The sequence below is a fragment of the Tepidamorphus gemmatus genome, from assembly GCF_004346195.1.
In the GTDB taxonomy this organism is placed as follows: domain Bacteria; phylum Pseudomonadota; class Alphaproteobacteria; order Rhizobiales; family Tepidamorphaceae; genus Tepidamorphus; species Tepidamorphus gemmatus.
Genome location: NZ_SMAK01000006.1, coordinates 118,124 through 144,200, shown reverse-complemented (window position 1 = coordinate 144,200; position 26,077 = coordinate 118,124). Strand labels below are relative to the sequence as shown.

At 68.5% G+C, this 26,077-nt stretch carries 25 protein-coding genes; all 25 read left to right on the top strand.

Features of this window, described 5'->3' with window-relative positions:
• The 25 genes from EDC22_RS11265 to EDC22_RS11145 all read left to right on the top strand — a co-directional run bounded on the left by EDC22_RS11265 (position 1) and on the right by EDC22_RS11145 (position 26,077).
• The gene (locus tag EDC22_RS11265; protein ID WP_165926877.1) at positions 1 to 1,236 is read left to right on the top strand and encodes a four-carbon acid sugar kinase family protein; all 1,236 of its coding nucleotides are present in this window, start codon (positions 1 to 3) and stop codon (positions 1,234 to 1,236) included.
• 276 nt (positions 1,237 to 1,512) lie between these two features.
• Positions 1,513 to 2,580: a sulfate ABC transporter substrate-binding protein gene (locus EDC22_RS11260; protein ID WP_132806758.1), complete on the top strand. Its 1,068-nt coding sequence runs from the start codon at positions 1,513 to 1,515 to the stop codon at positions 2,578 to 2,580.
• 16 nt (positions 2,581 to 2,596) lie between these two features.
• Entirely contained in the window at positions 2,597 to 3,454 is an 858-nt protein-coding gene (cysT, locus tag EDC22_RS11255; protein ID WP_132806757.1) for a sulfate ABC transporter permease subunit CysT, read from the top strand.
• A 4-nt stretch (positions 3,455 to 3,458) separates the two neighbouring features.
• Complete coding sequence (gene cysW / locus EDC22_RS11250; RefSeq protein WP_132806865.1) at positions 3,459 to 4,325, top strand: sulfate ABC transporter permease subunit CysW; 867 nt, start codon at positions 3,459 to 3,461, stop codon at positions 4,323 to 4,325.
• Positions 4,326 to 4,420: 95 nt separating this feature from the next.
• On the top strand, positions 4,421 to 5,557 hold the full coding sequence (locus EDC22_RS11245; protein ID WP_425385529.1) for a sulfate/molybdate ABC transporter ATP-binding protein: 1,137 nt from the start codon (positions 4,421 to 4,423) through the stop codon (positions 5,555 to 5,557).
• Positions 5,558 to 5,742: 185 nt separating this feature from the next.
• Complete coding sequence (locus tag EDC22_RS11240) at positions 5,743 to 6,201, top strand: RrF2 family transcriptional regulator (RefSeq protein ID WP_132806755.1); 459 nt, start codon at positions 5,743 to 5,745, stop codon at positions 6,199 to 6,201.
• A 141-nt stretch (positions 6,202 to 6,342) separates the two neighbouring features.
• Positions 6,343 to 6,744 carry a hypothetical protein gene (locus EDC22_RS11235; protein WP_132806754.1) on the top strand — a complete coding sequence of 134 codons (402 nt, stop codon included), beginning with the start codon at positions 6,343 to 6,345 and terminating at the stop codon, positions 6,742 to 6,744.
• 126 nt (positions 6,745 to 6,870) lie between these two features.
• Complete coding sequence (locus EDC22_RS11230) at positions 6,871 to 7,134, top strand: hypothetical protein (RefSeq protein WP_132806753.1); 264 nt, start codon at positions 6,871 to 6,873, stop codon at positions 7,132 to 7,134.
• Complete coding sequence (locus EDC22_RS11225) at positions 7,131 to 7,355, top strand: hypothetical protein (RefSeq protein ID WP_132806752.1); 225 nt, start codon at positions 7,131 to 7,133, stop codon at positions 7,353 to 7,355. The genes EDC22_RS11230 and EDC22_RS11225 overlap by 4 nt, the downstream gene beginning before the upstream one ends.
• A gap of 199 nt (positions 7,356 to 7,554) precedes the next feature.
• A complete protein-coding gene (locus EDC22_RS11220; RefSeq protein ID WP_132806751.1) occupies positions 7,555 to 8,235 on the top strand; it encodes an RraA family protein in 681 nt (226 codons plus the stop codon).
• A 222-nt stretch (positions 8,236 to 8,457) separates the two neighbouring features.
• Entirely contained in the window at positions 8,458 to 9,720 is a 1,263-nt protein-coding gene (locus EDC22_RS11215; RefSeq protein ID WP_132806750.1) for an ABC transporter substrate-binding protein, read from the top strand.
• Between the two features lie 111 nt (positions 9,721 to 9,831).
• Positions 9,832 to 10,905, top strand: coding sequence for a dehydroquinate synthase/iron-containing alcohol dehydrogenase family protein (locus EDC22_RS11210; protein ID WP_132806749.1), 1,074 nt, complete (start codon positions 9,832 to 9,834; stop codon positions 10,903 to 10,905).
• Between the two features lie 108 nt (positions 10,906 to 11,013).
• The gene (locus EDC22_RS11205) at positions 11,014 to 11,853 is read left to right on the top strand and encodes an AraC family transcriptional regulator (RefSeq protein WP_132806748.1); all 840 of its coding nucleotides are present in this window, start codon (positions 11,014 to 11,016) and stop codon (positions 11,851 to 11,853) included.
• 141 nt (positions 11,854 to 11,994) lie between these two features.
• On the top strand, positions 11,995 to 13,008 hold the full coding sequence (locus EDC22_RS11200) for a branched-chain amino acid ABC transporter permease (protein ID WP_132806747.1): 1,014 nt from the start codon (positions 11,995 to 11,997) through the stop codon (positions 13,006 to 13,008).
• Positions 13,009 to 13,021: 13 nt separating this feature from the next.
• Positions 13,022 to 14,074 carry a branched-chain amino acid ABC transporter permease gene (locus EDC22_RS11195; protein WP_132806746.1) on the top strand — a complete coding sequence of 351 codons (1,053 nt, stop codon included), beginning with the start codon at positions 13,022 to 13,024 and terminating at the stop codon, positions 14,072 to 14,074.
• Entirely contained in the window at positions 14,074 to 14,865 is a 792-nt protein-coding gene (locus tag EDC22_RS11190; RefSeq protein ID WP_132806745.1) for an ABC transporter ATP-binding protein, read from the top strand. The genes EDC22_RS11195 and EDC22_RS11190 overlap by 1 nt, the downstream gene beginning before the upstream one ends.
• The gene (locus EDC22_RS11185) at positions 14,858 to 17,044 is read left to right on the top strand and encodes an ABC transporter permease (protein WP_132806744.1); all 2,187 of its coding nucleotides are present in this window, start codon (positions 14,858 to 14,860) and stop codon (positions 17,042 to 17,044) included. Before EDC22_RS11190 ends, EDC22_RS11185 begins: the two co-directional genes overlap by 8 nt.
• Positions 17,041 to 17,868: a phosphoenolpyruvate hydrolase family protein gene (locus EDC22_RS11180; RefSeq protein WP_132806743.1), complete on the top strand. Its 828-nt coding sequence runs from the start codon at positions 17,041 to 17,043 to the stop codon at positions 17,866 to 17,868. The genes EDC22_RS11185 and EDC22_RS11180 overlap by 4 nt, the downstream gene beginning before the upstream one ends.
• A 31-nt stretch (positions 17,869 to 17,899) precedes the next feature.
• Positions 17,900 to 21,142 carry a flotillin family protein gene (locus EDC22_RS11175; RefSeq protein WP_132806742.1) on the top strand — a complete coding sequence of 1,081 codons (3,243 nt, stop codon included), beginning with the start codon at positions 17,900 to 17,902 and terminating at the stop codon, positions 21,140 to 21,142.
• Positions 21,143 to 21,580, top strand: a complete 438-nt coding sequence (locus tag EDC22_RS11170) for an SRPBCC family protein (protein ID WP_132806741.1) — start codon at positions 21,143 to 21,145, stop codon at positions 21,578 to 21,580.
• On the top strand, positions 21,580 to 22,023 hold the full coding sequence (locus EDC22_RS11165; RefSeq protein ID WP_132806740.1) for an SRPBCC family protein: 444 nt from the start codon (positions 21,580 to 21,582) through the stop codon (positions 22,021 to 22,023). Before EDC22_RS11170 ends, EDC22_RS11165 begins: the two co-directional genes overlap by 1 nt.
• Positions 22,024 to 22,025: 2 nt before the next feature.
• Positions 22,026 to 22,826, top strand: coding sequence for an FAD binding domain-containing protein (locus EDC22_RS11160; RefSeq protein ID WP_132806739.1), 801 nt, complete (start codon positions 22,026 to 22,028; stop codon positions 22,824 to 22,826).
• A 49-nt stretch (positions 22,827 to 22,875) separates the two neighbouring features.
• The gene (locus EDC22_RS11155) at positions 22,876 to 23,352 is read left to right on the top strand and encodes a (2Fe-2S)-binding protein (RefSeq protein ID WP_132806738.1); all 477 of its coding nucleotides are present in this window, start codon (positions 22,876 to 22,878) and stop codon (positions 23,350 to 23,352) included.
• A 26-nt stretch (positions 23,353 to 23,378) separates the two neighbouring features.
• The gene (locus tag EDC22_RS11150) at positions 23,379 to 25,052 is read left to right on the top strand and encodes a xanthine dehydrogenase family protein molybdopterin-binding subunit (RefSeq protein WP_132806864.1); all 1,674 of its coding nucleotides are present in this window, start codon (positions 23,379 to 23,381) and stop codon (positions 25,050 to 25,052) included.
• A gap of 2 nt (positions 25,053 to 25,054) precedes the next feature.
• Entirely contained in the window at positions 25,055 to 26,077 is a 1,023-nt protein-coding gene (locus EDC22_RS11145; RefSeq protein WP_132806737.1) for a xanthine dehydrogenase family protein molybdopterin-binding subunit, read from the top strand.

Sequence of the window (26,077 nt, the reverse complement as noted above, 5' to 3'; positions counted from 1 at the left end):
TTGGCCAGGATCGTTTTCCTCGGCGACGACTTCACCGGCGCATCGGACACCCTCGCCACCTTCGCCGAGCGAGGTGCGGCGGTCCGGCTGTTTCTGGATGTGCCGGATCCGGCCGAAGCGGACGGGCTCGACGTCATCGGTATTGCCACCGACCTGCGCCCCCTTTCGCCGGACATCATCGTCCGGCGGCTCGAAGAGCTTGCACCGGGCCTGCGAAGGCTGTCGCCGCGCATCCTGCACTACAAGATCTGTTCGACGTTCGACTCCGCGCGGCATGTCGGCAGCATCGGCGCGGCGGTTCTGACACTCGAGCGCCTGCTCGCGACCGGCCGCACCGTCGTCGTTGGCGGTCAGCCTAGCCTCGGCCGCTATTGCATCTTCGGAACGCTCTTCGCACGGGCGGCTGACGGCAGGGTCTGCCGGATCGACCGACATCCGGTGATGAGCCGGCATCCCACGACGCCGATGGGCGAAGCCGACATTCGGGCTCATCTCGCGCTGCAGGGGCTCGACGATCTCGCCTTGATCGACTGCCTCGAACTGAACAGAACGGAAGAGCTGCCGCCAGCGATGCGCAACGGGGCGGGCCGCGCTCTCATCGATGCCCTGTCGCCGTCCGACGTGGACAGGATAGGACGCATTCTGACGACCCTGGAAGCTGCAACCGCACCGTTGCTGGTGGTCGGTGCCAGCAGTGTCGCCGAAGCGTTGTGTCCGCGGCTCGCCCAGTCCCGCTCACGGGCCGTCACCGGCGTCGGGCCGCGGCTGGCAGTTGCCGGCAGCCGGTCCGCCGTGACGGCCGATCAGGTGGAGGCGGCGGCCAGCTATGTTCGTTTGCCGATCGAGCCCTGCGATCTCGACGCGGGGGCGGACCGGCTGGTTCGGCACTGCGCGGATCTGCTCGCCACCGGGCGGGACGTGCTCATCCACCTGAGGCGGGACCATGACTACGGGATGCCGCCGGCCAGTCTCTCGGGACGACTTGCCAAACTGACGGCAGCCATCGCGGGTCGCTGCCCGGTGGGCGCCATCGCCGTCGCCGGCGGCGATACCGCCAGCGCCGTGGTCAAGCGTCTCGGCTTCAGAAGCCTCTCCTTCGTGCGACGTGCAGCGCCCGGAGTCGCCGTCTGCAGCGGTCATATGCCGGGTCATGCCCTCGAGGGGGCATTCCTGCTGCTCAAGGGCGGGCAAGTCGGTGACCGGGACATCCTGGAACGGTTTGGCCGACCCTTCTGAGGCGGGAAGTCGGGTCGCCGTCGCTGTCGCCATGCCCTGGCCGATGGCAATGCCCGCGATTCCGCAACGGGTGGCGTACAACATGACCGGCGGCTGCGGCTCGATGCAGGCCACCGGCCGGTCCCGGCCGAGTTTGCGCCCGCTGCGCAATGCGCGTTGCGTATCCTTGCAAACGGCCGGAACGGTTTTCCGGACATGTGTCGCATTTTGCAATTGACAATCCCGACCGAATAGATCGTGATTATAGGCATTAACGATCCATCCGGGAGATGTCCGATGCGTGCCGCGTCCCCTTCGCCGCAGACCGTCCGCGCCGCCGGGCGCGGCAGCCGCCTCCGGAACGGGCTCGCCACCGCGACTTTCACGGCGGCCATCATGCTCGTTCTCTCGGTCGTTGCGTTTGCGCAGACGACGCTTCTGAACGTCAGCTACGACCCGACACGGGAACTCTACCGGGACTTCAACGCGGCCTTTGCCGCCCACTGGAAAGCGACCACCGGCGACGACGTGACGGTGCGCCAGTCGCATGGCGGCTCCGGCGCACAGGCGCGTGCGGTGATCGACGGGCTCGATGCCGACGTTGTGACGCTGGCGATGCAGTCGGATGTCGACGCGATCGTGCAAAACTCCGGCAAGATCGCGGAAGACTGGCGGGCAAGGCTGCCGAACAACGCGGCGCCCTACACCTCGACAATCGTGTTTCTGGTCAGGAGGGGCAACCCGAAGGGCCTGAAGGACTGGGACGATCTGGTGAAGGAGGGCGTCGAGGTCGTCGCGCCCAATCCGAAGACGTCGGGGGCGGCGCGCTGGGCCTATCTGGCGGCCTGGGCCTTCGCCAGCGAAGCGTTTGGCGGCGACACGGCGAAGGTGCGCGATTTCCTCGCCAGGCTCTACCGCAACGTGCCGGTTCTCGACACGGCGGCGCGTGGCTCGACCACGACCTTCGTGCAGCGCGGCATCGGCGACGTGCTGCTCGCCTGGGAGAACGAGGCGTTGCTCGCGATCGAGGAACTCGGCCCCGACCAGTTCGAGATCGTCATGCCATCCATGTCGATGCTGGCCGAGCCGGTCGTCGCCGTGGTCGATGCGAACGTCGACCGCAAGGGCACCCGCGCGGTCGCCGAGGCCTATCTGAACTATCTCTACGCGCCCGAGGGCCAGGCGATCGCCGCCAGGCACTTCTACCGGCCATACCGGATGCAGGATGCCGCGCCCGAGGATGCTGCCCGCTTTCCCCAGCTGAAGCTGGTGAGGATCGACGACCCGATCTTCGGCGGCTGGGCGAAGGTGCAGCCGGAGCATTTCGGCGACGGCGGCGTGTTCGACCAGATCTACCGGCGCTGAGCGGAGGTGAGGCGCCATGGCAGCTGTCGCGGCGGCGGCGCCCGGGCGGTGGCGCAGACCGGGCATCCTGCCGGGCTTCGGCCTGACGCTCGGCTTCGCGCTGACATATCTCGGCCTGATCGTGCTGATTCCGATCGCGGCGCTGATCCTCAGGACGACGACGCTGACCTGGGCCGAGTTTGCGGCGATTGCCGCGAGCGAACGCGTGGTCGCTGCCCTCAGGTTGTCCTTCGGCGCCTCGCTGACGGCAGCCGCGGTGAACCTGGTGTTCGGGACGGTGGTGGCCTGGGTGCTGGTGCGCTACCGGTTTCCCGGCCGCCGGGTGCTCGATGCGATGGTCGACCTGCCCTTCGCGCTGCCGACCGCCGTTGCCGGCATCGCGCTGACCGCGCTGCTGTCGCGCAACGGCTGGATCGGCGGGATCCTCGAGCCGATGGGTCTCAAGGTCGCCTACACGCCGGCGGGTATCGTCGTCGCGCTGGTCTTCATCGGCCTGCCCTTCGTGGTCAGGACCGTGCAGCCGGTGATCGAGGAGATCGACCGCGAGGTCGAGGAGGCTTCCGCGAGCCTCGGGGCGAACCGCTTCCAGACGGTGTTCCGGGTGCTGCTGCCCTCGCTGACGCCGGCGCTGATGACTGGCTTCGTGCTGGCCCTGGCGCGCGCCGTCGGGGAGTACGGTTCGGTTATCTTCATCGCCGGCAACATTCCCTACCGGACCGAGATCGCGCCGCTGCTGATCGTCATCCGGCTGGAGGAGTTCGACTATGCGGGTGCGACCGCGATCGCGACGCTGATGCTTCTGATCTCGTTCGTGATGTTCCTTGTCATCAACCTGATCCAGGCCTGGGCGCGGCGGAGGTTCGGCGATGTCTGATCGGATGCGCCATCCCGCCTCTGCACAGCTTGGCTCGCCGGTGAGCGAGGCACGCGGCGTCAGGGCGCTGCTGATCGCGGTCTCGCTCGGTTTCCTGGTGCTGTTCCTCGCCTTTCCGCTGACGGTGGTGTTCTCGGAGGCGTTCAGGGGCGGCGTCGGCACGTTTCTTGCGGCGCTCGCCGATCCTGAGGCGCAGGCCGCCATCCGGCTCACCCTGATGGTGGCGGCCATCGCGGTGCCGGCCAACCTGGTGTTCGGGGTCGCAGCGGCCTGGGCGATCGCCAAGTTCGAGTTCCGCGGCAAGGCCATCCTGATCACGCTGATCGATCTGCCGTTCTCGGTTTCACCGGTGATCGCCGGGTTGACCTATGTGATCCTGTTCGGAACGCAGGGTTATCTGGGCACCTGGTTGCAGTCGCACGGGCTGCAGATCGTCTTCGCGGTGCCCGGCATCGTGCTGGCGACGGTGTTCGTCACCTTTCCCTTCGTCGCGCGCGAACTGGTCCCGCTGATGCAGGAGCAGGGCACGAAGGACGAGGAGGCGGCGCTGTCGCTGGGTGCGACAGGATGGCAGACCTTCCTGCGGGTGACGCTGCCCAACATCAAGTGGGGGCTGATGTACGGGGTACTGCTGTGCAATGCCCGGGCGATGGGCGAGTTCGGGGCGGTGTCGGTGGTCTCCGGCCACATCCGCGGCCAGACCAACACCATGCCGCTGCAGATCGAGATCCTCTACAACGAATACAACTGGATTGCCGCCTTTGCGGTTGCCTCGCTGCTGGCGCTGCTGGCGCTCTTCACCTTGGTCATCAAGTCGCTGCTGGAATGGCAATTCGGCGAGCATCTCGCCGCCGGCGGACGCCGGCATTGAAGCATCTCCGGCGGACGCCGGCATTGAAGCACCTCCGGCGGACGTCGGCATGGAACGCGACGCCGAACTTGGCGTGGGACAGGATGGACACCGATATGCAGACTGGGCTCAGCTTCCGCGCCGGGACGGCGGCTTCGTTTCCGGGCGGCATTCCTGCGGGCCGCCGCCAGGGGACGCCGGTCGAGGTCGGTGTTCGCAACCTGACCAAGGACTTCGGCGAGACGCCGGCGCTGCACGGGGTGTCGCTCGACATCGCCGGTGGCGAGCTGATCGCGCTCCTCGGTCCGTCCGGCTCCGGCAAGACGACGCTGTTGCGCCTGGTCGCCGGTCTCGATGTTCCGACATCCGGCGCGATCTTCTTCGATGGCGAGGATGCCTCGGCCAGGCGCGTGCAGGAGCGCAATGTCGGCTTCGTGTTCCAGCACTACGCGCTGTTCCGGCACATGCGGGTGTTCGACAATATCGCCTTCGGCCTCAGGGTGCGCCCGCGCGGGCAGCGGCCTTCGGCCGCGGCGATTCGCGAGCGGGTGATGAGGCTCATCGAGCTCGTACAGCTTTCCGGACTCGAGCGACGCTTCCCCGCGCAGCTGTCGGGCGGCCAGCGCCAGCGTGTCGCGCTCGCCCGCGCGCTCGCCATCGAGCCGCGCATCCTGCTCCTCGACGAGCCGTTCGGCGCGCTCGACGCGAAGGTGCGCAAGGATCTCCGGCGGTGGCTGAGGGAAATCCACGACCACACCGGCCACACCACCGTGTTCGTCACCCACGACCAGGAGGAGGCGCTCGAACTGGCCGACCGCGTCGTGGTGATGCGCCAGGGCCGCATCGAGCAGGTCGGCACGGCGGACGACATCTACGACCGCCCGGCCACGCCCTTCGTGTTCGACTTCATCGGCGAGTCCTCGATGATCCCTGTCACCGTCGAATCCGGACGCGTTCTGATGGATGACCGTCCCCTCGACATCGGCGCGCCGGGCAAGCCGGACGGGCGCTATACGCTTGCCTTCCGGCCACACCACGCGGAGGTCGCCCGCGATCCGGATGGTGTCGGCGCCATCCCCGCCATCGTCGTCGCCCGCCGCCGCCACGGCGGCACCCGCCGCCTCGAGCTCGAGATCGGGCTGGCCCGCCATCGCGCCGAAATCGACATCCCGGTCGACGACGCCATCCCCGGACATGGACGGCTCGCCATCCGCCCGACGCGGTTCATCCTCTACCCGGCCGGGATCCGCTGAGATCCGTCCCGCGGGGCGAACCGCGACGGCCAGCGAAACCGTTCACGATTACGCGGATTTGCGCGTGGTCGGTCTTCCCTTTCCGGGCAGGCCGACGTATATCGCGGCGCATCCCGATCGGGACTGGTCTCGGACGCGGCACCGGGCCGCGACCGTACTATTGCATTTTCAAGGCTCTTCCTTCGATGATTTCACAGAAGGCGAAGTACGCGCTGCGAGCCCTGGTGGCGCTGGCGCGCGCGCCGCGTGGCGAGCCGGTGCTGATCTCCGACATCGCCGAGGACCAGTCGATCCCCAAGAAGTTTCTCGAACAGATCCTGCTCGACCTGAAGCATCACGGCATCGTCGTGAGCCGGCGCGGGCGCGCGGGCGGCTACCAGTTGCTCAAGGATCCCGCCGAGATCACCTTCGGGCAGGTGCTTCGCATCATCGACGGGCCGATTGCGCCGCTCCCATGCCTGTCCAAGATCGCCTACCGGCGCTGCGAGGACTGTGTCAGCGAGACCGAGTGCGAGGTGCGTCGTGTCTTCGCCGAGGTCACCGACGCAACGCGGCGGGTGCTCGACACAGCCACGCTCGCCGACGCGATCGCCGAGCCAGGCGCGCGCCCCGCGCGGATGCGCGATCTCGCCGGCGTCGAGTAGACGACGGGCGAATGGACGACTCGCAGCCGGCCGGTCGACGCGGTCAGCGGGCCGATTGCGGAGCCTGTCCGATGCGCCTATCTTCACGGACAGCGCAGGTAGGCGATGGCGCCAGCAGGGTGCGCGCCGGGGATCATCCGGGTGTCGATCCGCAGTATTGCCCGTCCCAGGTTCGCGTGGGGTGACCCGCGCCGCTGGCTTGCGGCTGCGCTGTCGCTGCTGCTTCTCGCCGCAGCTTTCGATTTCGGCACCGCGATGGCCGGTCCGGTCCGGGCCATCGTCACGCATGAGACGGGATTGCAACCGTCCGGCGAGGACACCGTTCTGCCCGGCCGACCGCAGGCGGAAGTGCGGACCGGCGCCCCGGTGCAGCCGGCCTCCGCCGACGACGACCGATCGCCGCCGGCCCTCGCGCGTTCTTTCGGCCGGCAGGATCGCCTTGCCGTCGTTCGCCTGCGGACGATCCTTGGCCTCGACCCTGACGCCGCACTGCCCGATGGCGTCTGCCCGCCCGATCATCCGGTCCGGGCGCCCCCCGTCTGAAGCATCCCCGACGACTGAACCGGGCGCGACCGCTCCGGACCGAGGGTCCGCCGTGTCCGTGCCCGAGCGAGGAATGCTGAAGCGGGTCGTGCGTCCCTGGGCGCCGACACGCGGGACATGCCGAACATGAAACCCAACTGGCTCAATATCTGGACCGGCTGCTCCGCCGTCATACTCGTCGGCTCGGAGGTCCTGGCGGCCTTCGCCGCAACCGCATGGGCCATCTCCGGCCTGCTCAATCTCGCCCCCATCGCCGAAATGGTGCTGATGGCAATCGCCTTGGTCGGCGGTCTTGCCGTCAGTGCGGTCTTTGCTCGCGGTGTGTTCGAGGTCGAACCGGCCTTCGACGAGACGGCCGGGCACCTTTCGGAAGGGGGGGTGGTGCTGTGAACGTCATCATCGGACTTGCCCTGCTGGTCGGTTCGATCTGGCTGTTGCAGCGGATACGCCCGCGCGACGGCCGCCCCGGCGCCGCTTTCCTGCAGCATGACGCGGTGGCCACCGCGTTCGCGCTCGGCTTCACGACCGCGCTCGTTTTCGGCGCGGCGCTCGCCGTGCTCGGAGCGGTGCAGCTGTGGAACGGCGGGCTCGCCCTTTGGGTGGCGGGCTGACCGGCCGCCGCCCCGCGCCGGTTCCCTGAACCGGCGTTCCGACGGCCAGCGGATCATCGTGTCACGACATCGGTGATCCGCTCCGACTCCTTGTTCCGTCGCCCTTGCGGACGGAGATCCGGTTTCCCATGCTCTGGGAATTGCCTTAGCCTGCCTCGTACCGGTCCCTTAACGAGGGGCCTCCCGAGGGAGGACAGTGATGACGCAGGAGGCTCGCCGGCGCCACCGCGACGATCTCGATCGCGCCCGTACGACGCTGTACGTGTCGGTGATTTCCGATGTGCTCGATGGCTACGGCATCCGGGACCGCGCGTTGCCGTCCCGCATCCGTCCGCTCGACGATGAGACGGTGCTGGTCGGCTATGCCCGCACCGGTCTTTACCGGGACGTCTATCACGTCGCTGAAGGCGAGAATCCGTACGAGCTCGAGATCGCGCTGATCGACGATCTGAAGCCCGACGAGGTGGCGGTGCTCGCATGCGGGACGAGCGGACGCATCGCGCCGTGGGGGGAGCTGCTGACGACCGCCGCCCGCGCCCGCAAGGCGGCCGGATGTGTCACAGACGGCTGCGTGCGCGACGTCCGGGCGATCCGCAGGATGGGCTTCCCGGTCTTCCATGGCGGCATTGCCCCGCTCGATTCCAGGGGCAGGGGCGTCGTGGCAGCCATCGACGTTCCGGTCGAGGTCGCCGGCGTGCCGGTATGCACGGGCGACCTCGTGTTCGGCGATGCCGACGGCGTGGTCTTCATCCCGCGCGACATGATCGGCAAGGTGCTTGCCGCAGCCTACGAGAAGGTTGCCGGCGAGGACCACACCCGCGCCGAACTCGCGCAGGGTCGGCCGTTGCGCGAGGTGTTCGCGAAATACGGCATCCTTTGAGCATGTGCGCGGCGCGATGAGCCGCTGAAGCCGTTCCCGGGGGGCGACGCAGGGATCGAAAAAGAGACCTGAGGGTATGGCGTGAAACGCCCGGAGATCGTCCCGAAATGTCCTTGCAGCGTAAGATGTGGTCTCGCTGAACAAGGTCCCGACCGCTGACTTTAGTCGCGGCCCACCCCGGACCGGGGGCCGATGGCGGGGCTCACCTAGGGAGGAAACGGCATGAAACGACTGCTGGTGGCGACCGTCTCGATGGCCGCCTTGATGTTGCCGGGCGCTGCGCTGGCTCAGAACGACACGATCAAGGTCGGCATTCTCGTCGCGCTCGAAGGTGCCTTCGCGACCGGCGGTGCCGACGGCGTCCGCAATGTCGAACTTGCGTTGAAGCAGGTCAACCACATGGCCGGCGGCAAGAAGATCGAGACGATCGTCGCGCCGACCGACACCACGCCCGACACCACGATCCGTCAGGCGCGCAAGCTGATCGAGCAGGACGGCGTCGACTTCATCATCGGCCCGCTGTCCGGGTCCGAGGGCATCGCCATGCGCGACTATGCCAAGACGATTCCGGACAAGACCGTGATCAACGGCATTTCCGGTGCGCTCGAGACCACCTGGGTCGACCCGGCGCCGAACTTCTTCCGGTTCAACCTGGACGGCGCGCAATGGGGTGCCGGCCTCGGTACCTACGTGTTCAACGAGAAGGGCTGGAAGACCGTTGCCTCGATCGCGGCCGACTATTCGTTCGGCTACACCAATTTCCTCGGCTTTGCGGTCGACTTCTGCCGCGCCGGCGGCGATATCGTCGAGCGCTTCTGGATACCGCTCGGTTCGTCCGACTTCTCCGGCGTGATCGCCCAGCTTCCCGACGATGTCGATGCGATCTATCTCGGCATGGGCGGCACGGACGCAATTAACTTCCTGAACCAGTACGAGCAGGCCGGAGCCGACACCAACCTGATCGGCGGCACGATCATGGCCGACTCGACGGTGCTGGCTTCGAAGGGGCGCGCCAAGGAGGCGCTGATCGGCACTCCGACCTCGGGCGCCTTCGCCGTCGATAATCCGGATCCGGCCTGGCAGAACTACGTCAAGGCCTATCAGGAGGCCTTCCCCGAGAACGAGCGCCTGCCGACGCCCTCGCTGTTCGGCGTCGGTTACTACGTCGCCACGCTCGCGGCAATCAACGCCCTCAATGCCGTTGACGGTGATCTGAGCAATGGTCAGGCGAAGTTCAAGGAGGCTCTTGCGACGCTGCCGCTGGAGACTCCGCTCGGCACCATCACGCTCAACGAGAACCGCCAGGCGACCGGCACGGTGTACATCACCGAGATCGTCGAGGGGGAGGATGGGAATCTGACGAGCAAGATGGTCGCGAAGGTTGAGGGTGTGACGCAGACCCTCGGCATGACCCCTGAAGAGTTCCGCGCCATGGGTCTGCCCTCGCGCGACACGCCGGACTGCGACAAGCTCGCCGGACGCTGATCCGACGCGCACTGCTGGCCCGGCGTCCCCCCGGCACGCCGGGCCAGTGTCTGGAACGATCGCATCGCATCCACGGGCGTGGATGCGCAGCGGTGCGGTGCGGGCCGGCCGATGTCGCTGATCACCTACCTGACGCGGATCCACTTCGCCGACCGGGTGCTCGAGGACGCGCTGCCCGAGGAGATCGACCGGCTGAAGCTCGATCGCCTCCTCGTCGTGCATGACGCCGAGGCGGGAGCCGGTGAGGCACTCGACCGCGTGCTGTATGTGTTGCCACCTCATTGCGAGGCCTCGGTAGTGGCGGCGGACACCCTTGGTTCCGGCGGCAGCGCGACCCAGGATCGGGTCGATGGTTCGGGCCGCGCCGGCGTGCTCGGGCTCGGCGGATCCCGCGCCCTCGGTCTCGCTCGGCAGACTGCGGAAGCCCTCGGCGAAGCCGTCCCGATACTGGCTGTGCCAACCACCACCGCCTGTGTCGGCATCGCGTCGATGACGCCGGGCTCGTCGGGCGCCGCCGGCACACGCCGCACCGCCCGGCTGCCGTCGGTCGTGCTCTGTGATCCGACCCTGACGCTGCATGCTGGCCCGGCGGCCACGGCGGCAGCCGGCATGGATGCGCTGGTGCACTGCATCGAAACCTACCTCGCGACCGCCTGGAACCCGCCCGCCGACGGCATCGCCCTCGAGGGGGTCCGGCGTGCCGCCGCCTGGCTGCAGCGCGCGGTGGACGATGGTCGCGACATCGAGGCCCGACGCGAGATCCTCGCGGTTGCGCTGAACGGTGCCCTTGCCGGTCAGAAGGGCCTCGGCGGAGTACATGCGCTCGCCCACGCCATCGAGGCCGAGCTGGCCGCTCGCGGCGACCCGCCCGGCAGGGTGCCGGCGCACGGCGCGCTGCATGCAGCCTTGCTGCCCCCTGTGCTGGCCTTCAATGCGCCGGCGGTGGGCGACCGCTACCAGTCGCTTGCAGAAGCGATGCGATTGCCGCCCGGAACCGATCTCGGCGAGGCCCTGGCGCGCATGGGTGCCCGGATCGGCCTGCCGAATCGTCTCGCAGCGCTCGGACTCGACGCCGCGATCATGGATCGCATCGCTGGACTGGCTGCTGAGGACGTCGCCAACCATACCAACCCCCGACACGCGACGACGGCCGACTATCGCGTGCTGCTGCAGGAGGCGTTGTGATGCAGCGGCGGGTAGTCCGTTCACCGAACGTCAGGTGCCGCCTTGCGGATGGCGGAAATCGGTTTACTGTCTTGACCAAAGCATCGGAAGAATGCGGGGAGGAAACACATGAGTTCAGCTTTTGCCGTGTTCCACGGCGCCTTCGGGCGTGTCTGCCTCTACGCGATGGACCGGCAGATGGCGCCCCATGCCCATCGCGAAGGTCATCTGATCTTTCACGTCGATGGTCCGGCCGCGACCGTGATGGCCGACGACCGGTATTATCCGCTGTCCGCCGGGCAGGCGGTGGCGATCAGCCCGTGGCAGACCCATTACTACCGACCGCTCGACCTGCAGAACCCGACGCTGGTCCTGGTTCTCTACATCCGGCCGGGATGGTTCCTGGAAGCCAGCCGCCGGGCCTCGTCGTCGCTGCGGTTCGGCAGGGTCGGTATCGAAGTGACCGATCCGCTTGCCAGGAACGTCTATGCGACGGCCCATGCGATGATGGATCCGGAGCACGAGGATCCGCTGCTCGAGGAGCGGATCTGGTCGCTCACTCAGGGGGCGTTCGACCAGTCCTGGCAATGGACCGCGCGCGGCCTCGGCTTCACCGGGCCCGCCTTGCCGGCGCGCGACTTCCGCATCCGCAAGGCGATCCGGCTGTTGCAGGACCGGCTGGGCGAACCGCTGCAACTGGACATGGTGGCGCGCGAGGCGGGACTGTCGCGGCCGCACTTCTACAAGTTGTTCCGCAGTCAGGTCGGCGTGACGCCGAACGTCTACCTCAATGCCCTGCGCATGGAGCAGGCGATCGATCGGCTGACCGCTTCGCACGAGGCAGTCTCGGACATCGGGCTCGATCTGGGTTTCTCCAGTCAGGCGAGCTTCTCCCGCTTCTTTATCGCCAACGGAGTTGTGGCGCCGAGTGCCTACAGGCGCAGCGTGCAGCAGCTCCAGCTTCATTGAGGCGGTTTTCCCGACCGCCCGCGCAACGGCGAGACTGTCGGGTATGTATCGTTCGCCCCGGCCGGATAGGCTCTGCGGCGCGACGCAACCCGTGCGCCGGGCGCACGGGCCGGGTCGGCTGAGGAGAGGAACGCGGCGGCGATGCAGGACTATGTCAGGCGCCACCCGATCTGGTCGGTCATCATCGCGCTCGTCGCGGCGGTGATCCTGTGGCTGATCCTTGCCCCGTGGCCGCCGGGTCTGGAGGAGGCGATGGGGCGCAAGCGCATCTTCCTCAACGCAATCTTCTCCGGCATCACGCTCGGTGCCCTGTACTTCCTGATCGCGACCGGATTCACGCTGATCTTCGGCCTGATGCGCAATGTCAACCTGGCGCATGGCTCGCTGTATCTGCTCGGCGGCTATCTGGGCTTCGAGATTTCCGAGGCGACGGGCTGGTGGCTGCTGGCCTTTCCGCTGGTGTTCCTGATCGTCGCATTGATCGGCGTCGTCCTCCAGCATCAGGTCTTCCGGCGGATGGAAGGCGAGGAACTGCGCCAGACCATGGTCACGATCGGCCTGTCGGTCGTGCTGGCCGACATCATGCTGTGGATCTGGGGCGGCCAGTCCTACACCATCCTGGCGCCGCAATGGCTGTCGGGTCCGATGGAGCTACCGATTATCTCGGGTGTCGACCGGTCGGGCGAATATTCCTATCTGCGCTACCCGCAGGTGCGCATCGTGATCCTCATCGCGGCGATCGTCATGGGCATCGCCATGTGGGTGGTGCTCAACCGCACGAAGCTCGGCATGCTGATCCGCGCCGGCGTCGATGACCGCGAGATGCTGACCGCCTCGGGCATCCGCATTCAGTACGTCTTTCTTGCCGTGTTTGCCTTCGGCGCGGGCCTGGCCGGCATCGGCGGCATCGTCGGCGGCACCTTCCAGAGCCTGAGCCCCGGCGAGGATACCCGCTTCCTGCTGGCCTCGCTGGTCGTGGTAATCGTCGGCGGCATGGGGTCGATCCCCGGCGCGGCGCTCGGCGCGCTGATCATCGGTCTCGCCGAGCAGATCGGCCTCGTCTATGCGCCGACCTATTCGGTCGTGTTCACGTTCCTGATCATGGCGGCGGTGCTGGCCTTCCGGCCGCAGGGCCTCCTGGGCAGCCGGCGATGAGCGGGAGGCTGACATGGCGGTGATCGAGCACGCGGCGCGCGGCGGACTGGCTCCGGCCTGGTTCGAGCGCATCCCTCCGGCCTGGTGGGTTGTCGGCTTCGTGATGTTGCTGATGCCGGCCTTCGCCAACAGTTTCTGGCTGTTTCAGGTGTTCGGCTGGACGTTCATCCTTGGCATCATCGCGCTCAGCCTGATGTTCCTGGCCGGCTACGGCGGCATGGTCAGCCTGGTGCAGATGACGGTCGCCGGCGTCGGCGGCTACATGGTCGCGATTCTGGGACCGTCGGGCGTCGAGACGATCAGCCTCGGGCTTGCCTGGTGGCTCTACATCCCGCTCGCGATCATCATCGCGGCAGTGTTCGGCACCGTCGTCGGTGCCCTCGCGGTGCGCACCGAGGGCATCTACACGATCATGATCACGCTGGCGATCGCCGCGGCCTTCTTCTACTTCGCCCGCCAGAACTACGTGATCTTCAACGGATATACCGGCTTCAACCTGATCCTGCCGCCGCAACTGTTCGGCATCGACTGGCGCCAGCCGGTCCCGTTCTACTATCTTTCGCTCGGCTGCGCGGTGCTCGCCTATGCGGCGGTGGTCTATGTGTCGCGCTCGCCGTTCGGGCTTGCGCTGCAGGGGGTGCGCGACAATCCGCGGCGCATGGCGGCGCTTGGCTTCAACGTCACCGCCCATCGCATCGCGGCCTATGCCTTCGCCAGTGTGCTGGCGTCGATCGGCGGCATCCTGCTGGTCTGGCAGAATGCGCAGATCTCGCCCGGCACCGTGGGCATTCCGGCGGTGATCGACATCCTCGTGATCGCCGTCGTCGGAGGACTGCGCCGGCCAATCGGCCCGTTCATCGGCGCGCTGATCTACATTCTGCTGCGCACGTTCACGCCCGACATCCTGTCCAGTTTCGGACTGTCCACCGAGCGGTTCAAGCTGTTGATCGGCCTTGGCTTCCTGGCGGTGGTGTTCTTCTCGCCGGATGGCGTCCTGGGCCTGTGGGACCGCTGGCGGGCGCGGATGCGCCGGCGTGACCCGCTGACCGGCAGGGAGGCCGAGTGATGGCGATCGTCGCTGCCACCGCCGGTCGTCTCGGCTCGGTCAGCACCGACGCGGCGCTCGAATTGCGCGGCGTCACCAAGATGTTCGGCGCGCTCGCGGCGATCGGCGACGTGACGATGACCGTGCGCGCCGGCGAGCGGCGGGCGGTGCTGGGCTCGAACGGCGCTGGCAAGACCACGCTGTTCAACTGCATCACCGGCGATTTCCTTCCGACGTCCGGCACGATCCGGCTGTTCGGCGAGGATGTCACCCGCTTCCCGGCGCACGAGCGGATCAGGCGCGGCCTGCGCCGCACTTATCAGATCAGCCTGCTGTTAGGTGGCCTCACGGTCGCCGACAACGTCTATCTCGCCTGTCGTGGCGTCAGCCGCGGGCGGTTCTCGCTGCTGCGCCCGCGCCGCGGCGACGTCCTGGTGGCGCGTGCCGCCGAGCTGATCGAGGCGGTCCACCTCACCGCCTCCAGCCAGACGCTGGTCAGCGAGCTCAGCTACGGACAGCAGCGCCAGCTCGAGATCGCGCTGGCGCTGGCTGGTGCGCCGCGCCTCATCCTGTTCGACGAGCCGGCTGCCGGCCTGTCGCCGACCGAACGGGCCGAGCTGGTCGCGATCCTTACCGGCCTGCCGCCGCACATCGGCTTCATCATCATCGAGCACGACATGGACGTGGCGCTGCGTGTCGCGGAGAGCGTCACGATGATGCACAACGGTCGGATCTTCAAGGAAGGAACGCCGGCCGAGATCGAGAACGATCCGGAGGTCCAGGAACTCTATCTGGGAGGCGGCCATGGCTGAGCGTGTCGGTCCGCCCGCCCTGGAGATCCGCGGTCTCAATGTCTTCTACGGCGCGTCGCACGCGCTGCAGGGGGTCGATCTGCGGCTCGACTCCGGCGTGCTGTCGGTGGTCGGCCGGAACGGCATGGGCAAGACCACGCTGTGCAAGGCAATCATGGGCCTCGTCCCCGTCGCGTCGGGCACCATCTCCTTCCGCGGCCAGCCGCTGGTTGGCCGCTCGCCGGCGGAGATTGCCAGGCTCGGCATCGGCTATGTCCCGCAGGGACGGCGGCTGTGGCGCTCGCTGACGGTGGACGAGCACCTGCGCGTCGTCGCCGGGCGCAAGGGCGCATGGACCATCGAGCGCATCTACGCGACCTTCCCGAGGCTGGCCGAGCGGCGCAACAATGGCGGCGCCCAGCTGTCGGGCGGTGAGCAGCAGATGCTGGCGATCTCGCGCGCGCTGCTGCAGAATCCGCAGCTGCTGGTCATGGACGAGCCGACCGAGGGCCTTGCCCCGGTGATCGTCGCCCAGGTCGAGGAGATGATGATCCGCCTCGCCGAGGACGGCGAGATCGACGTCCTGGTGATCGAGCAGAACATCGGCGTGGCCTGCGAGGTGGCGCAGCAGGTCGCGATCATGGTCAACGGCCGGATCAACCGCACGGCCCCGGCGCGCGAACTGGCCGCTGACCGCGATCTGCAGCAACGCCTGCTCGGGGTCGGGCGCCACGGCCACGACGACACGCCGATGCCCGCCGCGCCCGAGGCTTCGCCCGCACGCCAGCAGGAGCCGGCCGGCGGACCGGTCCGCATCTACCTGTCGAACCCGCATCCGCCGACCCGCTGGTCGCAGCCGGTACCGGTGGCGACCATCGAGCGGACCGCCCGGATCGTGACGACCGCGCCGGTGGCCCCACTCGCCTCGGCACAGACCGAACTGCGCCCGCTTGCCGCGCCCGGCGCGGAGGTCGTGCTGGTGGCGGGCACGCTCGATACCAAGGGCGCCGAACTGCGCTACATCCGCGACCTGATCCGTGCCGCCGGTCTGCCGGTGCGGCTGGTCGACCTGTCGACGACCGGCGGCCACTCCGGCGCCGAGATTCCCGCCCATCAGATCGCGGCCTTCCATCCGCGCGGCGCGTCCGGCGTCTTCACCGGCGATCGCGGCCAGGCCGTCGCCGGCATGACCGAGGCGTTCGCCCGCTGGATCGTCCGCCAGCAGGGCATCGCCGGCATCATCAGTGCAGGCGGATCGGGCGGCACGGCAATCGTTGCGCCGGCGATGCGGGCGCTGCCGGTCGGGGTGCCCAAGCTCATCGTCTCGACCGTCGCCTCGGGCGATGTGCGCCGCTATGTCGGTCCGGCCGACATCACCATGATGCATTCGGTCGCGGACGTTCAGGGGCTGAACGCGATCACCGAGGAGGTGCTCGCCAACGCCGCGCACGCCATGGTCGGCATGGTCCAGGCGCGCCGCGCCGCCCGTCCGCGCGGCGCCGCCAGGCCGGCGATCGGACTGACGATGTTCGGCGTCACCACGCGCTGCGTCCAGCAGGTCGTCGAGGCGCTGCATGGCGAGTGGGACTGTCTGGTGTTCCACGCCACCGGCATTGGCGGCCAGGCGATGGAGAAGCTGATCGACGGCGGCAAGATGACCGGCGTCATCGACCTCACCACCACCGAGGTCTGCGACATGATGATGGGCGGGGTGTTCCCCTGCACCGATGACCGTTTCGGTGCCGTGATCCGCACCCGCATCCCCTATATCGGATCCGTGGGCGCGCTCGACATGGTCAATTTCGGTCCGCCGGACACCGTGCCGGCCAAGTATGCCGGCCGGGTCTTCTACCAGCACAATCCCCAGGTGACGCTGATGCGCACCACGGCGGAGGAATGCGCCGCGATGGGCCGGTGGATCGGCGAACGGCTCAACCGGATGGAAGGGCCGGTGCGCTTCTTCCTGCCCGAGGGCGGTGTCTCGGCGCTGGATGCGCCCGGCCAGCCCTTCCATGATCCGGCGGCGCGCGAAGCCCTGTTCCAGGCGCTCGAGGCAACGGTCCGCCAGACCCCTGCGCGCCAGCTGCTGCGCGTGCCGCACAACATCAACGATCCGCAGTTCGCCGCCGCCATCGTCGCGGCCTTCCGCAGCCTGCATCAGGGGCCGCGCCCGGCCCGCAGAAGGGACAGTCACCGATGATGGATCGCGCCGGTATCCTGGAAAAATTCCGTGCCATGATCGCGCGCGGCGAACCGATCGTCGGCGGCGGCGCCGGCACCGGCCTGTCGGCCAAGTGCGAGGAAGCCGGCGGCATCGACCTGATCGTGATCTACAACTCGGGCCGCTTTCGCATGGCCGGGCGCGGCAGCCTCGCCGGGCTGATGCCCTATGGCGATGCCAACGCCATCGTCGTCGAGATGGCCCGCGAGGTGCTGACGGTGGTCAGGCACACCCCGGTACTGGCCGGGGTGTGCGCCACCGACCCGTTCCGCAACATGGACGTGTTTCTCGACGAGATCGCCCGGCTCGGCTTTGCCGGCGTCCAGAATTTTCCGACGGTCGGGCTGATCGACGGCGTCTTCCGCGCCAATCTCGAGGAGACCGGCATGGGCTACGGTCTCGAGGTCGACATGATCGCCAAGGCCCGCGCCAAGGGTCTGCTCACCACGCCGTATGTCTTCTGCGAGGATACCGCCGCGGCGATGGCCGGCGCCGGCGCCGACATCATCGTCGTGCATCTGGGGCTGACGACCGGCGGCAGCATCGGCGCGGAGACCGCCCTGAAGCTCGCCGACTGCCCGGAGATCGTCGATCGCTGGGCTGAGGCGGCGCTGAAGGTCAAGCGCGACACCATCATCCTGGTGCATGGCGGGCCGGTGGCGATGCCGGAAGACGCGGAATTCATCCTGAAGAACACCACCACCTGCCACGGCTTCTACGGTGCCTCCTCGATGGAGCGGCTGCCGGCGGAAGTGGCACTGACCAATCAGACGCGCGCCTTCAAGCGCATTTCGAGGCGCTGACCAGCGGGCCAAGACGGGGAAGATACGACCAATGACCGGGCAACTCATCGGACAGCTCATCCTCTGGCTGATCGTGGCGGTGGTGGTCATCGCCATCGTCTACTGGGTGATGCAATGGCTCTATCGCCGCTCGACCAAGGAGGTCGCCTTCGTGCGGACCGGCTTCCTGGGCGAGAAGGTCGTCATCGACGGCGGCGCCTTCGTCTGGCCGATCATCCACGACATCACGCCGGTCAACATGAACGTGCTGCCGTTGAAGGTCAGCCGCACCGGCACCGACGCGCTGATCACCAAGGACCGCATGCGCGTCGACGTGGAGGCGGAATTCTATGTCCGCGTCCGGCCCGAGCGGCGCGCGGTCGCCATCGCCGCCTCCACCCTCGGTCGTCGCACGCTGGAGCCGGAGCGGCTCCATGCGCTGCTGTCCGGCAAGTTCGAGAGCGCCCTGCGCGCGATTGCCGCCGAGATGGACATGAGCGGCATCCACGAGAACCGCGCGGCCTATGTCGCCCGCGTCCGCGAGCTCGCCCAGGAGGATCTGGAGAAGAACGGTCTCGAGCTCGAATCCGTCGCCATCCTCGACATCGACCAGACCGGCCTCGAATTCTTCAATCCGTCGAACCGCTTCGACGCCGAAGGTCTGACCGAGCTGATCCGCGACATCGAGGCCAAGCGCAAGCTGCGCAACGACATCGAGCAGGACTCGATGATCCAGATCCGCACGCGCAACCTGGAGGCCGAGAAGCAGGCTCTGGAGATCGAGCGCGAGAGCGAGACGGCGCGCCTCGAACAGGAGCGTGAGATCGAGTTCCGCCGTGCCCAGCAGCGCGCCGAGCTCGCCCGCGAGCGCGCGCAGCGCGAGACCGAGGCGCAGGAGGCCGAGATCACTGCGCGCGAGGTGATCGAGCGCAAGCGGATTCTCAACGAGAAGGCGATCGCCGAGGAGCGGATCGCCTCCGAACGCGAGATCCGCGCCCGCGAGATCGCGCGCCAGCGTGCCATCGAGGCCGAGGAGATCGCCGCCCGCGAGGAGATCGAGAAGGCGCGCATCCTGCAGGAGCGTGCCATCCGCGAGGCCCGTATCGAGCACGAACGCGAGACCCAGGCGCGCGAGATCGAAAAGCAGAGGGCGCTGGAGGAGGCCGAGATCCTCGCTCGCGAGGCGACCGAACGCGCCCGCATTGCCCAGGAAAAGGCGATCACCGAGGCCCGTATCGCCAAGGAGCGCGAGACCCAGGCTGCCGAGATCGCCCGCCAGCGCGAGATCGAACAGGCCGAGATCGAGGCCAGGGAAGCCACCGAGAAGCGCCGCATGGCGCAGACCCTGCTGCTCAACCAGACCCGCATCTCCGGCGAGGAGAAGGTCCGACTGCAGGAGATCGCGCGGCAGAAGGCGCTCGACGAGGCCGAGATCGCCGCCCGCGAGGCCGTCGAGAGGGCCCGCATTGCCCAGGCCGCCGAGGTCAACGAGGCGCGTATCGCCGAGGACCGGCGCATCCGGGAACTCGAGATCGAGCGGCAGAAGGCCGTCGAGGCCGCCGAGATCGCCGCCGGCAAGGCGACCGAAGCCGCGCGTATCGCCCGCGAGAAGGAGCTTGCCGCCGAGCGCATTGCCGCCGAGGCCGAGACCCGCGAGCAGGAGATCGCCCGCGATCGCGCGCTCGAGGAGGCCCGTGTGGCCGCGGACGAGGCGGTCGAGGCAGCGCGGATCGCCCAGCGCAAGAAGCTCGACGCCGAGCGCATTGCCGCCGAACAGGAGACCCGGGCGCTGGAGATTGCCCGCGCCGAGGCCCTCGAGGCCGCCGAGATCGCCATGCAGCGGGCAATCGAGGCACAGCGGATCGCCCGCGAGAAGGCGCTGGCAGTGGAGCGCATCGAGGCCGAGGAGGAGACCCGCGAGCGCGAGATCAGCCGCAACCAGGCGATCGACGAGGCCCGCGTCGCCGCCGAAGAGGCGGTCGAGGCGGCACGCATCGCCCAGCGCAAGAAGCTCGATGCCGAGCGGATTGCCGCCGAGCAGGCGACCCGCACCCTCGAGATCGAGCGCCAGAAGGCGCTCGAGGCGGCCCGCATCGAGGCCGAGGAGGCAATCCGCGCCCGCGACATCGCCCGCGAGAAGCAGGTCGAAGCGGCCGAGATCGCCCGCCGCGAGGCCGTGGAAGTCGCACGCATCGCCACCGAGCTCAAGCTCGAGCAGGAGCGGATCGCGAGCCAGCGCAGCCGCGAGGTGATCGACATCGAGCGCCGCCGCGTGGTCGAGGCCGCCGAGCAGGCGCGCGTCGTGGCGCTGGCCGAGGAACGCGCCAAGGCCGCGGCTGCCGAGGCCAGTGTCAAGCGGGCCCAGATCGCCGCACAGCGCGACGTCGAGGCCGCGGAGGTGCAGCGCACACAGGCGATCGAGGCCGCCCAGCTCGAGCGTCGCCGCGCCATCGAGCAACTCGAGATCGCGCGCGTCCAGGCGTTGCGCGAGGCCGAGATCGAGAGCCGCGAGGACATCGAGCGGGCCCGCATCGCCTCCGAACGTCAGCTCGACGAGATCCGCATCGACCACGAGACGATGCGGCGCCGGCTCGAGGTCGAGCGCGAGCGCAATGTCGAGACCGCGCAGATGGAGAAGGCGATCGCGCTGTATCAGAAGTCGCTCGAGGAGAGTGCCGCCCGCGCCGAGGCCGAGGCCGCCAGGGCCCGCGCCGCGCAGGCGGAGGAACGGGTCAAGACCGTGCGCGAGACCGAGGCGGCCGAGCGCCGCAAGTCCGTCGATGTGCTCATGGCCGAGAAGGCGGCCGCCGAAGCCCGCCACATGGCCGAGGCCGCCAGGCTGCGCGCCGTCGTCGAGGCCGAGGCGCAGCGGCTCATCAACGAGGCCGAGAACATCCTCACCGACGAGGCACGCCATTCGCTGTTCCGCCGCAAGATGCTCGAGCATGTCGAGGGCATCGTGGCGGCGAGCGTCAAGCCGCTCGAGAAGATCCAGGACATCCGGATCATGCAGCTCGACGGCGTCACCGGCGGCGGCGGCGGGCGCGACAGCTCGCCGACCGACGAGGTCATCAACTCGGCGCTGCGCTACCGCGTGCAGGCGCCGTTGATCGACTCGCTGCTGTCCGACATCGGCATCGAGGGCGGCAGTCTGGCCAAGCAGGGCGGTCTGATCCGCGAGGCGAGCGACATGCAGCGCATCGCGGACGCCGTCAAGAAGGCGCCGAAGTCCGAGGGCGGCGGCGCCGAGCCGGCCAAGACCGCTTCGGGCAAGGGTGCTGGGGAGAAGAAGTAAATGGCTCGCGTCTATGTCTCTTCGGTGATCGACGCGCCCGTCGCCAGGGTCTGGGAACGGGTGCGCGACTTCAACGCCCTGCCGCGCTGGCATCCGGGCATCCGCGACAGCCGCATCGAGAATGGCGAGCCCGCCGACCGCGTCGGCTGCGTCCGCGACTTCCACCTGCAGAACGGCGAGCGCATCCGCGAGCGGCTGCTCGGCCTGTCCGACTACGACTACTTCTGCACCTATTCGATCCTCGAGAGCCCGATGCCGCTCACCGACTATGTGGCGACCTTGCGGCTCACCCCAGTGACCGATGGCGACCGCACCTTCGCCGAGTGGTCGGCAGAGTTCGAGTGCGCCCCGGAGGTCGCCGAGGATCTCGTCAACGGCATCGGCCAGAACGTCTTCCAGGCCGGCTTCAATGCGCTCAAGCGGCTGATGGCGGGCTGATGGTCAAGGTCATCAAGAGCACCGTCCTCGATGCGCCCGTGGACGCGGTGTGGGCGGTACTGCGCGACTTCAACGGCCACGACCGGTGGCATCCGGCGGTTGCCGACAGCCATATCGAGCGCGGCCAGCCGTCGGACCGCGTCGGCTGCGTGCGCCGCTTCCACCTGCAGGACGGCTCGGAACTGCGCGAGCTGCTGCTGACCCTGTCGGATCCCGACATGGCGTTCAGCTACTGCCTTCTGGAGACGCCGGTGCCACTGCTCAACTACGTGGCGCATGTCCGGCTTGCCCCGGTGACCGACGGTGACCGGACGTTCTGGCACTGGGAGAGCCGGTTCGACACACCCGCGGGCCGCGAGGAGGAGCTGCGCCTGATGGTGGCGGAGAACATCTATCAGGGCGGGTTCGACGCGATCCGCCGGCACATGGGCCTGGAGGCGTAGCGATGGCGGTGACGGTAGAGACCCATGCGACACTCATCGATGCGGCGCGCGCGCTCGGCTCGAGTGGCGCGACCTATCTCGGCGGTGGAACGGTCGTGATGCGCGGCATCAACGCCGGCGAGGTGCAGGGCCGGATCGTTCGCAGCGCCGATCCCGCCCTGCGCCAGGTCGGCCTGTCGGGCGACACCATCCGCATCGGCGCCGGCGTGACCATGGCGCAGATCGCCGCCCATCGCGAGCTCGCGTTCCTGCACCCGGTCGCCCGCGCGGTCGGCGGTCCGCAGGTTCGCGAGATGGCGACGGTGGGCGGCAATCTGTTTGCGCCGCATCCCTATGGCGATTTCGCCGTCGCCCTGCTCGCACTGGGCGCCCGCGCGGTGCCGGCGACCGGGGGTGGCGCGCTGCCTCTCGAGGATCTGCTGCGCGACCGGCGGCGCGGCGGCCTCGTCGCCGCGGTGGAGGTGCCGCGGCCGCGCGATCCCCGTGCCTTCGGCTGGCTGAAGGTCAGCCGCGTCAAGCCGAAGGGCGTCTCCGTCCTGTCGATCGCCGCCTGCCTGCCGCGCGAGACCGGCCGCATCCGCGGGGCCCGTGTCGCCTTTGGCGCGATGGGACCTTCGCCGATGCGCTCGGCCGCGGTCGAGCGCGTGCTGGAGGGTCAGTCGCTCGACGCTGCGACGATCGCGCGGGCAGCCCAGGTGGCGGCCGAGGGGCTGGAGCCGCCGACCGATTCGATCGCCAGCAGCTGGTATCGGCGCGAAGTCGCCGGCGTCCATCTCAGGCGCCTGCTGGAGGGGATGGCCTGATGCGCCGCACATCCCTGGCATCCACCCGATCAGACGGGACGTCCCGCACATGACCATGAAACCCGTGACCTTCACCCTGAACGGCGCCACCAAGGCCGCCTTCACCACCGACGGACAGAACCTGCTCGATTTCCTGCGCCGCGGCGTCGGCGACCTGTCGCCGAAATACGGCTGCGGCCAGGGCACCTGCGGTTCCTGCACCGTGCTCGTCGACGGCGCGCCGCAGCTCGCCTGCCTGGTGCTTGCCGAGACCGTCGAGGGCAAGCGGGTCGAGACGGCCGCAGGGCTTGCCGCCGGCGCCAGGCTGCATCCGCTGCAGGAAGCCTTCATGGATCGCTTCGCCGCCCAGTGCGGCTATTGCACGCCGGGCATGCTGATGGCCGCCAAGGCGCTGCTCGAGCGCAATCCGCGCCCGACCCGCGACGAGGTGATCGAGGCGATCGGCGGCAATATCTGCCGCTGCACCGGCTATGAGCCGATCATTGCGGCCATTCTCGACGTCAGCCAGGGAAGGGTGCGGGCATGACCGACGTACCGTTGACCGAACGTTCGATGGTGGAGTTCCGCAAGGAATTCTTCGCCGACGAGCGCGATGAGAACCTGAACGAGATCGGCAAGCCGACCCGCCGGCAGGACATTGTCGGCCACGTCACCGGACGCTCGCCGTTCTACGACGATCATCTGTTCGACGGCCTCCTGCACATCCGCTGCGTGCGCTCGCCACATCATGCGGCCCGCATCCGCCGCATCGACACCTCCGAGGCATCGCGCATGCCGGGCGTGGTGCGCATCCTGACCGGCGCCGACGTCCCGGTGAATCTCAACACGCTTCTCTCGCTGCTCGATTTCGGCATCGACGACGAGCCGATCCTGTCGACCGATCGCGTCCGCTACAAGGGCGAGCCGGTCGCGGCCGTGATCGCCGAGACCGAGGCCCAGGCGCGCGATGCCGTCAATGCGGTCCGCGTCGACTGGGAGCCGGTGCCGCATGTCCTCGACGTCGAGGAGGCGATCAAGCCGGGCGCGCCGGTGGTGCTCGACATCTACCCGACCAACCGCTTCATCTATCACGGCAAGTACGATCACCAGAAGCTGCGCTACGGCGATGTGGAAGCCGCGTTCCGCACGGCCGACCACATCGTCGAGGGGCGCTATCAGATGTCGCCCATCGAGCAGGCGCCGATCGAGACCTGCGGCGCCATCGCCGCGCCGGAACAGAACGGCCGGTTCGTCTGCTACACCTCCACCCAGGCGCTGTTCTTCTCGCTCGGCACCTCGGCCAAGGTGCTGAACATGCCCTCCTCGCGGCTGCACTTCATCGGCGGCACCGTTGGCGGCGGCTTCGGCGGCAAGGTCGACTCGGTGCACGAGCCGATCGCGATACTCGGGGCGATGCTGACCGGTCGCCCATGCAAGTTCATGTGGGACCGCGCCGAGGAGATGCAGGTCGGCGCGCCGCGCGGCGCCGAGCGCTGGTACATCAAGGACGGTGTGATGCGCGACGGTCGCATCGTCGCCCGCAAGTTCACCGGCTACTTCGACTGCGGCGCCTACACCCGCCTGTCGTCCTACGCCATCATCAAGAGCGTCGGCCATCTGCCCGGGCCCTACACGATCCCGAACGTCTATGCCGACGTCTACTGCGTCTACACCAACCGCACCCCGGCGACCGCGATGCGCGGCTTCGGCATCACTGGCGTCGATTTCGCCATCGAGGCGCATATGGACAAGGTGGCGGAGACGGTCGGGATGAACCCGATCGAGCTGCGCATCCTCAACGCCTACCGCGACGGCGACATGAAGGCGCATCGCCGCCTGGCCAAGAACTGCGCGCTGATCGAATGCTGTCAGGTCGTCGCCGAGAAGGCGGGGGTGAAGATCTCGCCCGAGGCGCGTGCGGCCGCCTCCACCAGGGGCGGCGGTGGCGACCGTGCCCGCCTGCCGAGCTTCACCGCAACCGACGAGAAGGGCCGGGTCGAGGGCTATGCTGCCCAGGGCTATGCCCGCAAGGGCGGGTCGCGCCCGTCCGCGCCGGCTCGGTCGCATCCGGCCACGCCGGCTGCCCAGCCGCCGCGGCCGGCTGCCACCCCGAGCCAGCCGGCCTACCAATACCAGCCGGCGCAGCCGCCTGCCCAACCGCCCGCACCACCACCTGCACCGCCCGCCACCCCCGCGCGGAGGGGGGCGATGCGGTTCTCCTCCCTGTCCGGCTTCCGGAGGCGCTGACCATGGCCCTGCACCGCGGCCGCGGCTTCGCGGCGATCAACTATCCGATCGGCATGAATCTGGGCGGGGATCCCTCCCAGGCGCTGGTCCATTCCAATCCCGACGGCAAGTTCACTGTCGCGCTGTCGGCCATCGACCTCGGCCAGGGCATGAAGAGCGTCTGCCGGCAGATCGCCGCGGAGACGCTCGGTGTGCCGGTGGAGGATGTCTATGTCGATACCGCCGACAGCGATACCGGCCCGCACGACATGGGCAGCTTCGCCAGCCGAGGCACCCACCGCATGGGCAATGCCGTGATCCGCGCCTCGCTGGAGGCGCGCGCGGTGATGCTGGAGGCTGCCGCCGAGGAGCTCGAGGTCGATCCGGCCGATCTCGTCACCGACGGGCGCGGCAACATTCACGTGCGCGGCGCCCCCTCGCGCTCGATCACCACCATGGCCGCCGCCCAGGCCGCGCAGTTCCGTCAGGGCCGCACCATCGCCGGGCGCGGCATCTTCCTGATCCCGCTGTCGGACGTGGACCCCGAGACCGGCGAGATGACGCCCGTCTCGACCTTCGCCCATGCCGCGATGCTGGTCGAGGTCGAGGTGGACGACGAGACCGGCGAGGTCACGATCACCGACATGCAGTCGGCCTACGAGGTCGGCCGGGCACTGAACCCCAAGCTCGTCGAGCAGCAGCTTCGCGGCGGCGCCTGGATGGGCGCTAGCCATGCCGCCTGGGAAACGACAGAGCCCTATTATCCCGATCGCGACCACGGGCCGGTCGATTTCAACGGCTATCTGATGCCCGGCCCAGGCGACCTCGCCCCGCACCATATCAGCGTGCTGGAGCGGCCTGCCGAGGACGGTCCCTATGGTGGCAAGGGCCCGGGCGAGATGTGCGCCAATCCGGTGCTGCCGGCCGTCGTCAACGCGGTCTACGATGCCGTCGGCGTGAGGATCGACGAGCTGCCGGTGACGCCCGAGAAGGTGCTGCGCGGCCTGCGCGCCCAGGGCGGGGCCAGACCGCGCCGCAGGCTCTGA